The organism is Pseudomonas sp. 20P_3.2_Bac5 (assembly GCF_025466035.1).
In the GTDB taxonomy this organism is placed as follows: Bacteria; Pseudomonadota; Gammaproteobacteria; order Pseudomonadales; family Pseudomonadaceae; genus Aquipseudomonas.
Genome location: NZ_JANLOA010000047.1, coordinates 93,287 through 106,925 on the forward strand (window position 1 = coordinate 93,287; position 13,639 = coordinate 106,925).

A 13,639-nucleotide genomic window follows, 5' to 3' on the forward strand; every position below is an offset into this window, starting at 1 on the left:
CCTGATTAGCGGGAGCGGGGCCATCATGCCTCTGCGATTTGAGGTCGTCAAATGTTTTGTAGTGGTTTTTTCACTCCACTACATCTTTGGTCTAATACGACTCATCAGTCAGTTTCAAGGCCGTTGGTCGAGGCCTTGATTTCCGTGGCTTCAGTCCAATGCGTCGACTTTTACCCGCAAAGTCATGTTTTCACCCCGTTGAGTCGAGTAGCTCAGGGCCGAGGCAGAGCGGTCGGCCTGACTTTGAGCATTTACACCCGCCAACGTGATCCACTCGCCCAGCTTGCCGGTGACCTTCGTGTCGGTACTTTGTACTTTCACTACATCCGGGCGTTCCTGGCTCATCCGGTCATTGTTGGTGCTGATGTTCAGGTGAACGGTGTCGCCGGAGACGCTGGCGGTGACGTAGAAGCCTTGCGTGACGTTGCGGTACTCGGTCTGGCTTTGTACGCGACCGTAATTGTCGGTCTGCGTGCTGGTGATGGGGATGCTCTGGCCGACCTGGATCAGTGCGGGGGTGCCTTCGCTGGCCTGGATCTGCTGCAGTCCGCCTTCGCGGTTGGCGGTGCCATAGCGGATGATCCGCGCATTGCCGCGGTTGTCCTGGAAATTGCTGTCGTTGTTGTCGACGCTGATCAGCAGGCGTTTCGGCGCGGTGTCCAGATCGCGAAGAAGGGTGCGAAGTTCGTCGATCTTGCCGGGTTCGGCTTTGACGATCAGCTTGTTCTCGAAACTGCTGACGGTGCCGTCCTTGCCGAGAAAGGCTTGCGCGGCGGGCAGCATTTCCGCGCTGGTGCGGTGGTTCAGGGGCAGGACTTCGGTGGCAGCCAGCGCATTCAGGCTGAGCGACAGAAGCAGGGAGGCGAGCAGGGGGCGTAGCGGCATGTCCATGATCTCCGCGGGTGGAGTGGACATGATGGCAAAGTTTCCGGGGGTTGTGTGCGGGTCCATCGCGCCGAACTGTCGCGATGGACCCGTGAGTTACACCGCTTTCGAATCGCGAACCATGTCGACGTGAGGAATCCCCGCTTCCAGGAACTCTTCACTGACCACGCGGAAACCCAGGCGCTCATAGAACGTCGTGGCATGGACCTGGGCGGTCAGCATCTGCTGGCTCAGGTCGCGGTCCTGCGCTTCGACGATGGCGGCTTGCATCAGCGCGTCGCCGACTTTCAGTCCGCGCCAGTCCTTGAGCACCGACACGCGACCGATCTGCCCGTCCAGCAGCAGGCGGGCGGTGCCGATGGCGTAGTCGTCTTCGACGGCGAGGAAATGGATGGCATCGTTGTCGTCCGAATCCCATTCCAGCTCTGGCGGAACGTTCTGCTCGGCAATGAACACGGCTTCGCGAATCCTGCGGATATCAGCGTTGTCCTTGTTCCAGTCGGCAAGCCGCACCTTGATCTTATTCATTGGCAAACCCCAGGCTTCCTTGCTTGATCAGCTCGCAGATCAGTTCCAGGCTGGCTTCGTCACCGAGCCATTGCGCCAGGTTCTCGGCGTGCAGGGCGTCGGCCGAGCAGATCAGCTTCAGCAGCTCGCGCAATTCGCCCGGCAGCAGGCGGCTCTGGCCGCTGGCGAACAGCAGCAGGTTGTCGTCGACTTCCGACCAGGCCATGCGTGCGCTTGGGTTGCGGATAATGATCGCGCCCTGTTCCAGGCTGTCGATCAGTTCTTCTTCGCTCAGCGCTTCGCCGGCGACCATTTCCGGGTAGCGCGGTTCGGTCATGAACTGGCCGAACCAGGTCAGCAGCAGGCGCTCGTCGCCCATGTGCTCGTTGAGCAGGCTCTTCAGGCGACCGAGTGCGTCGTGCTGGATCTGATGCGGGTCGCTGACTGGCTGGGCATCGGCGTCGCTGTAGCGTTCTTCGTCGGTCAGGAACTGGCTGAGGAAGTCGGTGAAGTGAGTCAGCACTTCAGCGGCGCTCGGGGCGCGGAAGCCTACCGAGTACGTCAGGCAGTTGTCTTCGGCGACGCCGTAGTGGGCCAGGCGCGGCGGCAGGTAAAGCATGTCACCCGGCTCAAGGCTCCATTCGTCGCTTTGCTCGAAGTCGGCGAGGATGCGCAGGTCGGGGTGTTCCAGCAGCGGGCTGTCGCTGTTGCACATCTGTCCGACTTTCCAGTTGCGCTTGCCGTGCCCTTGCAGCAGGAACACATCGTAGTTGTCGAAGTGCGGGCCGACGCTGCCGCCAGGCGTGGCGAAGCTGATCATCACATCGTCGATGCGCCAGCTCGGCAGGAAGCGGAAGTGCTCCAGCAGCTCGGCGACTTCCGGGACGAACTGGTCGACGGATTGCACGAGCAGGGTCCAGTCGCGCTCGGGCAGGGTGCCGAAGGTTTCTTCGGTAAACGGGCCGCGGCGCAGTTCCCACGGGGTCTCGCCATGCTCGATGACAATGCGCGATTCGACTTCTTCTTCCAGTGCGAGGCCGGCCAGTTCGTCAGCGTCGATCGGGCTTTCGAAGTCGGTGAACGCCTGGCGCACCAGCAGCGGTTTCTTCTGCCAGTAATCGCGCATGAATTCGCGAGCAGTCAAACCGCCCAACAGTTGCAGTGGAGTATCAGAATTCATGGTTAACCTATTGAAAAAAAGTAAATTTCTTTCAGCAATAAAAACGCCCGGCTCGGCCGGGCGTTAAAACGCGGGAAATGGATCAGATGCGTTTGGCTTGCGCCGCAGCGTTGCCGATGTAGTTGGCAGGGGTCAGCTTCTTCAGCTCTTCGCGAGCTTCGGCTGGCATGTCCAGGCCATCGATGAAGGTCAGCAGCGCCTCTGGGCTGATGCCTTTGCCACGGGTCAGCTCTTTGAGCTTCTCGTAGGGGTTCTCGATGTTGTAGCGGCGCATCACGGTCTGGATCGGCTCGGCCAGGACTTCCCAGCAGGCGTCCAGGTCTTCGGCGATGCGTGCGGTGTTGATCTCCAGCTTGCTGATGCCTTTGAGACTGGCCTCGTAGGCGATCACGCTGTGGGCAAAGCCGACACCGAGGTTGCGCAGTACGGTGGAGTCGGTCAGGTCGCGCTGCCAGCGGGAAATTGGCAGTTTGCTGGCCAGGTGCTGGAACAGCGCGTTGGCGATGCCCAGGTTGCCTTCGGAGTTCTCGAAGTCGATTGGGTTGACCTTGTGCGGCATGGTCGAGGAGCCGATTTCACCTGCGATGGTCTTCTGTTTGAAGTAGCCCAGCGAGATGTAGCCCCAGATGTCACGGTCGAAGTCGATCAGGATGGTGTTGAAGCGCGCGATGGCGTCGAACAGCTCGGCGATGTAGTCGTGCGGCTCGATCTGGGTGGTGTAAGGGTTGAACACCAGGCCCAGCTCGTCTTCGATGAAGGCGCGGGCGTTGGCTTCCCAGTCGATCTGCGGGTAGGCCGACAGGTGGGCGTTGTAGTTGCCCACGGCGCCGTTGATCTTGCCCATCAGCGGGACGGCGGCAACTTGCGCGATCTGCCGCTCGAGGCGGTAGACGACGTTGGCCAGCTCTTTGCCCAGGGTGGTCGGCGAGGCCGGTTGGCCGTGGGTGCGCGACAGCATCGGCACGTCGGCGAAGCGGTGGGCCAGTTCACGCAGGGATTCGGCGATCTGGCGCATCAGCGGCAGCAGCACGGTATCGCGGCCTTCGCGCAGCATCAGGGCGTGGGACAGGTTGTTGATGTCCTCGCTGGTGCAGGCGAAGTGGATGAACTCGCTGACCTTGGCCAGTTCCGGCAGCTTGGCCGCCTGCTCTTTGAGCAGGTATTCGATGGCCTTGACGTCGTGGTTGGTGGTGCGCTCGATCTCTTTGACGCGCTCGGCGTGCTCAAGGGCGAACTCATCGGCCAGGCCATTGAGTACGGCGTTGGCTTCGGCGGAGAACGCTGGAACCTCGGCGATTTGCGGGTGGGCGGCCAGGCGCTGCAACCAGCGAACTTCGACCAGGGCGCGGAAACGGACCAGGCCGTATTCGCTGAAAATGGGGCGCAGGGCCTGGGTTTTGCCGGCGTAGCGGCCGTCTACAGGGGAAACCGCAGTGAGCGAGGAGAGCTGCATGGGGTGTTCTCGGACAGTCAGGCTTTGAAAAGGGCGCATATCATACATGAAAAATGCCCCCGGGTCGGGTGGCTGACAAAAGGTATTGCCGGCCGGATCGTGTATTTCGCTGGGTCGGCGCGGGCTTCGCGCCGACCTTTTACGTCTTAGCCGCGCAGCATCGGGTACAGCTCGCTGAGCAGCTTGCGCCGGCTGAAAACCAGCTGCCAGCGATGGCCGCCAAGCTGACGCCAGAGGCGCGCGGCGCGAATGCCGGCGAGCAGCAGGGCGCGAATTTTCGACGCATTGTTCGGTTGTTGCAGGTGGCGCATGTCGCCATGCACCTGGATGCGTTGGCGCAGGGTACTCAACGTATCCTGATACAGCGCGCCGCTGGAGGCGATGACGTTTTCGTGAACCAGGCCGAAATGCTCGGCCTGGGACTGGATCTGCGGCAAGCGGTTGCCGATGGTTTCCAGCATGTCGCCGCGCTTGGCCAGTTGCCGCTCCAGGCCGAGCATCGACAGGGCATAGCGCAGCGGTTCGCGCTGCAGGCTGCCGGGATCGCGTTCCAGGGCGCTGGCGAGGGCGCGGTAGCCATCGCGCAGATTGATGTCATCGCCGCCGAACACCTCCAGGGTGTCCTTCGGGTCGCGCACCAGCAGGCTGCCGAGCATGCAGCCGATATTGGCCTCGCTGGCCGAACCGGTGCGGGCGATGCGGTCAACCAGCACTGCGGCCTGGAAAACTCCGCCAAGGGCGATCAGTTGCTCCTGGGTCGGGCTCATCCGCGGGCGCTCCACGGCTCGGCGGTTTCGATCACGCCGCCGCCGAGGCAGATTTCGCCGTCGTAGAACACCACGGACTGGCCGGGCGTCACGGCGCGCTGAGGTTCGTCGAACACGGCGCGGTAGCCGTTCTCGGTGCGCTCCAGAGTGCAGTCCTGATCGCTCTGGCGGTAACGGACCTTGGCGGTCAGGCGGCGTGGCGCGGACAGATCGATCGGATTGACCCAGAAGATTTCCGAGGCGAGCAGGGCGCGGGAGAACAGCCATGGGTGTTCATTGCCTTGGCCGACCACCAGCACGTTGCGGCCGAGGTCTTTTTCCAGCACGTACCAAGGCTCGTCGCCGGCATCTTTCAGGCCGCCGATGCCGAGACCCTGGCGCTGGCCGATGGTGTGGTACATCAGGCCGTGGTGCTGGCCGATGACTTCGCCGTCGGTGGTCTGGATCTCGCCGGGCTGGGCCGGCAGGTACTGCTTGAGGAAGTCGCTGAAACGACGTTCGCCGATAAAGCAGATGCCGGTGGAATCTTTCTTCTTGGCCGTGGCCAGGCCGTGTTTTTCGGCAATTGCACGGACTTCGGGTTTTTCCAGTTCGCCGACCGGGAACAGGGTGCGGGCGATCTGCTCGCCGCCGACGGCGTGGAGGAAGTAGCTCTGGTCCTTGTTCGGGTCAAGGCCCTTGAGCAGTTCGGTGCGTCCGTCGATGTCGCGGCGGCGCACGTAGTGGCCGGTGGCGATCAGGTCGGCGCCGAGGGCCAGGGCGTAGTCCAGAAAGGCTTTGAACTTGATTTCGCGGTTGCAGAGGATGTCCGGGTTCGGCGTGCGGCCGGCCTTGTATTCCTCAAGGAAGTGCTCGAAGACGTTGTCCCAGTACTCTGCGGCGAAGTTGGCGGTGTGCAGCTTGATGCCGATGCGGTCGCACACGGCCTGGGCGTCGGCCAGGTCTTCGCGGGCGGTGCAGTACTCGGTGCCGTCGTCCTCTTCCCAGTTCTTCATGAACAGGCCTTCCACCTGGTAGCCCTGCTCCATCAGCAGGAGGGCGGAAACGGAAGAGTCCACGCCGCCGGACATGCCGACGATGACGCGTGCCTTTTGGAGAGCTGGTTCGGACATAGGTATGGGTGCGTATCTGGAAAAAGACGACGATTCTATCAGGCTGCGTCCTTCAAGGCGAAAACCTGCTCAGTTGCGGATCAGCTCAAGGCTGTGCAAAGGCCCCGCCAGGTAGTCCTCGATGCAGCGCGGGACCAGCTCGCTGCGCCAGCGCTCGGGGTCCGCGGCCAGTTCTTCCGGGGTCATCCACACTGCGCGGACGATATCGCTGTCCAGGGCGCGATCGGCATGGTGCTTGACAGGGCGGGCGGCGAAGCAGATTCGCTGGTAGGTCACGCCGTTGCTGGGGGCGGTATAGAGGTAGATGCCGACCAGTCCGGTCAGCTCGACGTCCCAGGCGGTCTCTTCGAGGGTTTCGCGCAGGGCGGCTTCAAGCAGGGTTTCGTTGGCTTCGAGGTGGCCGGCGGGCTGGTTGAACACGTGCTTGCCGGCCTTGAATTCTTCGACCAGCAGGAAGCGGCCCTGGTCTTCGACGATGGTGGCGACGGTGATATGGGGTTGCCAGGTCATGAAAGGTTCCTGTGTGGCGAGCGCAGAAAGCAGAAGCCCCGGTGCGTGGCCGGGGCTTCCGATGTTACGTCAAGCGAACCTTAGAGTGCGGCAATCGCGCTGTTCAGGGTCTGGCTTGGGCGCATCACCTTGCTGGTCAGCTCGGCGTCGGGGAAGTAGTAGCCACCGATTTCGACGGGCTTGCCTTGAACGGCGTTGAGCTCGGCGACGATGGTCGCTTCGTTCTCAGCCAGGGCTTTGGCCAGCGGGGCGAAGCGTGCCTGCAGTGCGGCATCTTCAGTCTGTGCAGCCAGTGCCTGGGCCCAGTACAGGGTCAGGTAGAAGTGGCTGCCGCGGTTGTCGATGCTGCCGACCTTGCGCGCAGGGGACTTGTTGCTGTCCAGGAACTGGCCGGTGGCCTGGTCCAGGGTGGCAGCCAGTACCTTGGCTTTCGGGTTGGCGTAGGTGTTGCCCAGGTGTTCCAGGGAAGCAGCCAGTGCCAGGAATTCGCCCAGCGAGTCCCAGCGCAGGAAGTTCTCTTCGACCAGTTGCTGTACGTGTTTCGGAGCCGAACCACCGGCGCCGGTTTCGAACAGGCCGCCGTTGTTCATCAGCGGAACGATCGACAGCATCTTGGCGCTGGTGCCCAGTTCCATGATCGGGAACAGGTCGGTCAGGTAGTCGCGCAGCACGTTACCGGTCACCGAGATGGTGTCCTGGCCGGCGCGGATACGCTGCAGCGAAACCTTCATTGCCTCGACCGGCGACAGGACACGGATGTCCAGGCCAGCGGTGTCGTGGTCTTTCAGGTACTTCTGGACTTTCTCGATCAGCACGCCGTCGTGGGCGCGTTGCGGGTCGAGCCAGAACAGCGCCGGGGTGTTGCTGGCGCGAGCGCGGTTGACGGCGAGCTTGACCCAATCCTGGATCGGCGCGTCCTTGGTCTGGCACATGCGGAAGATGTCGCCGGCTTCGACGTCCTGTTGCAGCAGCAGGTTACCCTGGCCGTCCAGTACGCGGATGACGCCATCGGCCTTGGCCTGGAAGGTCTTGTCGTGAGAACCGTACTCTTCGGCTTTCTGCGCCATCAGGCCGACGTTCGGTACGCTGCCCATGGTGGTCGGGTCGAAGGCGCCGTGTTTCTTGCAGTCTTCGATCACGGCCTGGTAGATGGTCGCGTAGCAGCGGTCAGGAATGACAGCCTTGGTGTCTTGCAGCTGGCCTTCGGTGTTCCACATCTTGCCCGAGTCACGGATCATCGCCGGCATCGAGGCGTCGACGATAACGTCGCTCGGCACGTGCAGGTTGGTGATGCCCTTGTCGGAGTTGACCATGGCCAGCGCAGGGCGGATGGCATAGACAGCCTGGATGTCGGCTTCGATCTGCGCCTGCTGCTCGGCTGGCAGGTTCTTGATGCGGGCGTACAGGTCGCCGATGCCGTTGTTCAGGTTGAAGCCGATCTGCTCAAGGATGGCGGCGTTCTTGTTCAGCGCGTCCGCGTAGTACTCGGCAACGATCTGGCCGAACATGATTGGGTCGGAGACTTTCATCATGGTGGCTTTCAGGTGAACCGACAGCAGCACGCCCTGAGCCTTGGCGTCTTCGATTTCAGCGGCGATGAAGGCGCGCAGGGCCTTGGTGCTCAGTACGGCGCAATCGATGATTTCGCCGGCCTTGACCGAGGTTTTTTCTTTCAGGACGGTGGTGGAACCGTCTTTGCTCAGCAATTCGATACGCAGGCTGTCATCGGCTTCGATGAGGGCGGCTTTTTCGCTGCCGTAGAAGTCGCCGTTGCTCATGTGAGCGACATGGGACTTCGAGTCAGCGGCCCAGGCACCCATCTTGTGCGGGTGTTTGCGGGCGTAGTTCTTGACCGACAGTGGTGCGCGGCGGTCAGAGTTGCCCTCACGCAGAACCGGGTTCACGGCGCTGCCCTTGATGCGGTCGTAGCGTGCCTTGGCTTCTTTCTCAGCGTCGTTGGCCGGTGCTTCCGGGTAGTCCGGAATGTTGAAGCCCTTGGCTTGCAGCTCCTTGATCGCGGCCTTCAGTTGTGGCACCGAGGCGCTGATGTTCGGCAGCTTGATGATGTTGGCTTCCGGGGTCGTCGCCAGTTGTCCCAGTTCCGCCAGATGGTCGGCCACTTGCTTTTCGGCGCCGAGTTGTTCTGGGAAGGCGGAGAGGAGGCGGGCAGCGAGAGAGATGTCCCGGGTTTCTACTGCGATGTCGGCAGTAGCGGTGAAGGCTTCGACGATGGGGAGCAGCGAGTAGGTGGCGAGTGCCGGGGCTTCGTCGGTGAAGGTGTAGATGATCTTGGATCGGGTGGACATATTCGGGTTAACTCTCTGTTTTGCTGAGCGTGCTCGGGATCTCGGTAGGGCGCGCAGGGTAAGCGCTTCGCTCAGACACATCCATGAGCGGAAAGTCGAGGATCCAGGGCTGTGATGGTGGATTGCATCAGTCGAGTGTCAAACGGCTGAACCGCGGTAACAGCTCAGTCTTGTCGGGGCAGCGGGACCTGTAGCGGACATCTCGCCCCCAAGTGACCCTTGAGTCACCGGCGCAGTATACCAATTCCTTGGTCCTAATCATCAAGACGAAGATGTCGGATGACCATTTATAGACGAAAGATGTAGAGCTTTTTTCGGCTTTGTGACGGTTTTGTGGGCAAGGTTTCCGTTCGCCGTCAACTGGGTTAGGCTCTGGGGATTGCATGAAGACTACAAACCAAAAAAAGCGGAGTGCAGCATGGGATACCAGAAAATCGAGGTTCCGGCAGTCGGCGACAAAATCACCGTCAACGCAGACCATTCTCTCAATGTTCCAGACAATCCGATCATCCCGTTCATTGAAGGCGACGGTATCGGGGTAGACGTTTCCCCAGTCATGATCAAGGTGGTCGACGCTGCGGTCGAGAAGGCTTACGGCGGCAAGCGCAAGATTTCCTGGATGGAAGTCTACGCCGGCGAAAAGGCCACCCAGGTCTATGACCAGGACACCTGGCTGCCCCAGGAAACCCTCGACGCGGTGAAGGATTACGTGGTTTCCATCAAGGGCCCGCTGACCACGCCGGTCGGTGGCGGCATCCGCTCGCTGAACGTAGCGCTGCGCCAGCAACTTGACCTGTATGTCTGTCTGCGTCCTGTCGTCTGGTTCGACGGTGTCCCGAGCCCTGTGAAGAAGCCGGGCGACGTCGACATGGTGATCTTCCGCGAGAACTCTGAAGACATCTACGCCGGTATCGAATGGAAAGCCGGTTCGCCTGAGGCCAACAAGGTCATCAAATTCCTCAAGGAAGAAATGGGTGTCACCAAGATCCGTTTCGACCAGGATTGCGGCATCGGCATCAAGCCGGTCTCCAAGGAAGGCACCCAGCGCCTGGTGCGCAAAGCCCTGCAATACGTCGTGGACAACGACCGCAAGTCGCTGACCATCGTCCATAAAGGCAACATCATGAAGTTCACCGAAGGTGCCTTCAAGGATTGGGGCTACGAGGTGGCGAAGAACGAATTCGGCGCCGAGCTGCTCGATGGCGGCCCGTGGATGAAGTTCAAGAACCCGAACACCGGCCGTGAAGTGATAGTCAAGGACGCCATTGCCGACGCCATGCTGCAGCAGATCCTGCTGCGTCCGGCCGAGTACGACGTGATCGCGACCCTCAACCTCAACGGTGACTACCTGTCCGACGCCCTGGCGGCCGAGGTCGGTGGTATCGGCATTGCGCCGGGTGCCAACCTGTCCGACACCGTGGCGATGTTCGAAGCCACCCACGGCACCGCGCCGAAATACGCGGGCAAGGACCAGGTGAACCCGGGTTCGGTGATCCTCTCCGCTGAAATGATGCTGCGCCACCTCGGCTGGACCGAAGCGGCCGACCTGATCATCAAGGGCACCAACGGCGCCATCCGGGCCAAGACGGTGACTTATGACTTCGAACGTCTGATGGAAGGCGCGACCCTGGTTTCGTCGTCGGGCTTCGGTGAAGCGCTGATCAAGCACATGTAAGCGGCATGAAAAACCGGCCAGCCCCGTATGACGAGGTTGGCCGGTTTTTTTTCGCCGCGTTGAAGGTCAGGCGTCGGCGGTGATCGGGTTTGTGGTCTTGACCTCTGTCGTGCTGGTGCTGTCACCGATGTTCACGGCATGAAGTCCCTTGGGGCCCTGGATGATGTCGAAAGTCACGGCTTGTCCGGCTTTCAGTGTTTTATAACCGTCCATCTTGATTGCCGAATAGTGAGCGAACAGATCCTCGGTCTTGCCTTCTTCATTGATGAAGCCATAGCCCTTGGCATTGTTGAACCACTTGACTTTACCGCTTGCCATCCTCATATCCCTCTGCAAAGGACTCCATCACTGGAGTATCATCCACTCCATCCGCATATAACCTGCGAAAATTCTGGTTGACTGCGCGGACCTTTATTGACCACGGTGGGTTCTTATTGGTTGTAACACCGTTTTGCTGATAGTCAAGGTCAGGCGACGGCCGTTGCCTGGCGTCGGTTCAAGCGGTCAACCCTCAACCCTAACCTGTCGAAATGATGAAATTCTTTCCATGCATGCACATAGCCAGATTCGACTAACATTCAATCAGGATCGCCCGCAATCGCATGAGGACGATGGTGCTGGCCTGGCCGTACAGGAAGCCAAGCCGGCGCTGCAGGCGCCACCGATGTACAAGGTGGTTTTGTTCAACGATGACTACACGCCGATGGATTTCGTCGTCGAAGTGCTCGAGGTGTTTTTTAACCTGAACCGCGAGCTGGCGACCAAGGTCATGCTGGCCGTCCACACCGAGGGACGGGCAGTGTGCGGATTGTTTACCCGTGACATCGCCGAGACCAAGGCCATGCAGGTCAACCAATACGCAAGGGAAAGCCAGCATCCGCTACTCTGTGAAATCGAGAAGGACGGTTAATCGCCGACCACTTGGGTATGAGGTGAAGCTATGTTAAACCGCGAGCTCGAAGTCACCCTCAATCTGGCCTTCAAGGAGGCCCGTTCCAAGCGTCATGAGTTCATGACGGTTGAACACCTTCTGCTGGCATTGCTGGATAACGAGGCCGCCGCGACTGTTTTGCGCGCGTGCGGTGCGAATCTCGACAAACTCAAACACGATCTGCAGGAGTTCATCGACTCCACCACGCCACTGATCCCCGTCCATGACGAGGACCGTGAAACCCAGCCAACCCTGGGCTTCCAGCGTGTGCTGCAGCGTGCCGTCTTCCATGTACAGAGCTCGGGCAAGCGTGAAGTGACCGGCGCCAACGTACTGGTGGCCATTTTCAGTGAGCAGGAAAGCCAGGCGGTATTCCTTCTCAAGCAACAAAGCGTGGCTCGCATCGATGTAGTCAACTACATCGCGCACGGCATTTCCAAAGTGCCCGGCCACGGCGAACACCCCGAAGGCGAGCAGGAAATGCAGGACGAAGACGGCGGCGAAACCTCGTCGTCGAGTAATCCCCTGGATGCCTACGCCAGCAACCTCAACGAACTCGCTCGTCAGGGCCGTATCGATCCGCTGGTCGGGCGTGAGAGCGAAGTCGAGCGCGTGGCACAGATTCTCGCGCGTCGGCGCAAGAACAACCCGCTGCTGGTGGGCGAGGCCGGTGTCGGCAAGACGGCGATCGCCGAAGGCCTGGCCAAGCGCATCGTCGACGGCCAGGTGCCTGATCTGCTGTCCCAGAGCGTGGTCTATTCGCTAGACCTCGGCGCTTTGCTGGCCGGCACCAAGTACCGCGGCGACTTCGAGAAGCGCTTCAAGGCGCTCCTGGGTGAACTGCGCAAACGTCCGCAGGCAATTTTGTTCATCGATGAAATCCACACCATCATCGGTGCCGGCGCGGCATCCGGCGGTGTCATGGATGCCTCCAACCTGCTCAAGCCGCTGTTGTCCTCTGGCGACATCCGCTGCATCGGTTCCACGACCTTCCAGGAGTTCCGTGGCATCTTCGAGAAGGACCGTGCCTTGGCGCGGCGCTTCCAGAAGGTCGATGTCAGCGAGCCGTCGGTCGAAGACACCGTGGGCATCCTGCGCGGGCTGAAGGGGCGTTTCGAGTCCCACCACAGCATCGAGTACAGCGACGAGGCCCTGCGTGCAGCGGCCGAGTTGGCAGCGCGCTACATCAATGACCGGCACATGCCGGACAAAGCCATTGATGTGATCGACGAGGCGGGTGCCTATCAGCGTCTGCAGCCGGTCGAGGCTCGGGTCAAGCGCATCGAGGTGCAGCAGGTCGAAGACATCGTGGCGAAGATCGCCCGTATTCCGCCGAAGCATGTCAGCAGCTCCGACAAGGAACTGCTGCGCAACCTGGAGCGCGACCTGAAACTGACCGTGTTCGGTCAGGATGCGGCGATCGATTCGCTGGCCACTGCTATCAAGCTCTCTCGTGCGGGTCTGAAAGCGCCTGACAAGCCTGTCGGTTCCTTCCTGTTCTCCGGTCCGACCGGGGTGGGCAAGACCGAGGTGGCACGGCAACTGGCCAAGGCGCTGGGTGTCGAGCTGGTTCGCTTCGACATGTCGGAGTACATGGAACGGCATACCGTGTCGCGCCTGATCGGTGCGCCTCCGGGCTATGTCGGCTTCGACCAGGGTGGTCTGCTGACCGAAGCCATCACCAAGCAGCCGCATTGCGTGCTGTTGCTCGACGAGATCGAAAAGGCGCATCCGGAAGTCTTCAACCTGCTGCTGCAGGTCATGGACCACGGCACCTTGACGGACAACAACGGGCGCAAGGCGGACTTCCGCAACGTGATCGTCATCATGACCACCAACGCCGGCGCCGAAACTGCGGCGCGTGCTTCCATCGGTTTCACGCATCAGGACCACTCGTCCGATGCGATGGAAGTGATCAAGAAGAGCTTCACGCCGGAGTTCCGCAACCGTCTGGACACCATCATCCAGTTTGGTCGCCTGACTCACGAGACGATCAAGAGCGTGGTGGACAAGTTCCTCACCGAGCTGCAGGCGCAACTGGAGGACAAGCGTGTCCTGCTGGAAGTGTCCGATGCAGCACGCAACTGGCTGGCGGTTGGCGGCTACGATGCGCAGATGGGGGCTCGTCCAATGGCGCGGCTTATCCAGGACAAGATCAAGCGGCCACTGGCCGAGGAAATCCTGTTTGGGGAACTGGCCGACCATGGCGGTGTGGTGCACATCGACATCCGCGACGGCGAACTGGTCTTCGATTTCGAGACCACGGCCGAAATGGCCTGATGGCTTGCTCGCGGGGGTTCGCCCCCGCAGCAG

The 13,639-nt window shown here is 61.0% G+C and carries 12 protein-coding genes; 3 read left to right on the plus strand and 9 right to left on the minus strand.

Annotation, left to right across the window (positions count from 1 at the left end):
• Positions 1-150: 150 nt before the first annotated feature.
• From NTD88_RS08360 to NTD88_RS08395, 8 genes are all read right to left on the minus strand, one after another.
• Positions 151-915 (minus strand): secretin N-terminal domain-containing protein, encoded by a 765-nt coding sequence (locus tag NTD88_RS08360; protein WP_262154159.1) that lies wholly within the window; start codon positions 913-915, stop codon positions 151-153.
• A 66-nt stretch (positions 916-981) separates the two neighbouring features.
• Positions 982-1,413 (minus strand): GNAT family N-acetyltransferase, encoded by a 432-nt coding sequence (locus tag NTD88_RS08365; RefSeq protein WP_262154160.1) that lies wholly within the window; start codon positions 1,411-1,413, stop codon positions 982-984.
• The gene (locus NTD88_RS08370; protein ID WP_095157274.1) at positions 1,406-2,572 is read right to left on the minus strand and encodes a cupin domain-containing protein; all 1,167 of its coding nucleotides are present in this window, start codon (positions 2,570-2,572) and stop codon (positions 1,406-1,408) included. The genes NTD88_RS08365 and NTD88_RS08370 overlap by 8 nt, the downstream gene beginning before the upstream one ends.
• 82 nt (positions 2,573-2,654) lie before the next feature.
• A complete protein-coding gene (gene purB / locus NTD88_RS08375; protein ID WP_095157276.1) occupies positions 2,655-4,025 on the minus strand; it encodes an adenylosuccinate lyase in 1,371 nt (456 codons plus the stop codon).
• A gap of 146 nt (positions 4,026-4,171) precedes the next feature.
• Entirely contained in the window at positions 4,172-4,792 is a 621-nt protein-coding gene (hflD, locus tag NTD88_RS08380; RefSeq protein WP_095157278.1) for a high frequency lysogenization protein HflD, read from the minus strand.
• The gene (gene mnmA / locus NTD88_RS08385) at positions 4,789-5,904 is read right to left on the minus strand and encodes a tRNA 2-thiouridine(34) synthase MnmA (RefSeq protein WP_095157280.1); all 1,116 of its coding nucleotides are present in this window, start codon (positions 5,902-5,904) and stop codon (positions 4,789-4,791) included. Before mnmA ends, hflD begins: the two co-directional genes overlap by 4 nt.
• Positions 5,905-5,973: 69 nt before the next feature.
• On the minus strand, positions 5,974-6,414 hold the full coding sequence (locus tag NTD88_RS08390; protein WP_095157282.1) for an NUDIX hydrolase: 441 nt from the start codon (positions 6,412-6,414) through the stop codon (positions 5,974-5,976).
• An 80-nt stretch (positions 6,415-6,494) separates the two neighbouring features.
• Positions 6,495-8,720 carry an NADP-dependent isocitrate dehydrogenase gene (locus NTD88_RS08395; protein WP_095157284.1) on the minus strand — a complete coding sequence of 742 codons (2,226 nt, stop codon included), beginning with the start codon at positions 8,718-8,720 and terminating at the stop codon, positions 6,495-6,497.
• 418 nt (positions 8,721-9,138) lie between these two features.
• On the opposite strand from NTD88_RS08395, the gene icd reads away from it, so the two are divergent.
• Positions 9,139-10,395 carry an NADP-dependent isocitrate dehydrogenase gene (gene icd, locus NTD88_RS08400; protein ID WP_095157286.1) on the plus strand — a complete coding sequence of 419 codons (1,257 nt, stop codon included), beginning with the start codon at positions 9,139-9,141 and terminating at the stop codon, positions 10,393-10,395.
• Between the two features lie 66 nt (positions 10,396-10,461).
• Here the strand turns inward: icd and cspD are convergent, their stop codons facing one another.
• Positions 10,462-10,713 (minus strand): cold shock domain-containing protein CspD, encoded by a 252-nt coding sequence (gene cspD, locus NTD88_RS08405; protein ID WP_095157288.1) that lies wholly within the window; start codon positions 10,711-10,713, stop codon positions 10,462-10,464.
• A 229-nt stretch (positions 10,714-10,942) separates the two neighbouring features.
• Between cspD and clpS the strand changes: the two genes are divergently transcribed.
• A complete protein-coding gene (gene clpS, locus NTD88_RS08410; protein ID WP_045188377.1) occupies positions 10,943-11,305 on the plus strand; it encodes an ATP-dependent Clp protease adapter ClpS in 363 nt (120 codons plus the stop codon).
• Between the two features lie 30 nt (positions 11,306-11,335).
• Positions 11,336-13,606, plus strand: a complete 2,271-nt coding sequence (gene clpA / locus NTD88_RS08415; RefSeq protein WP_095157290.1) for an ATP-dependent Clp protease ATP-binding subunit ClpA — start codon at positions 11,336-11,338, stop codon at positions 13,604-13,606.
• The last annotated feature ends 33 nt before the right edge of the window (positions 13,607-13,639 follow it).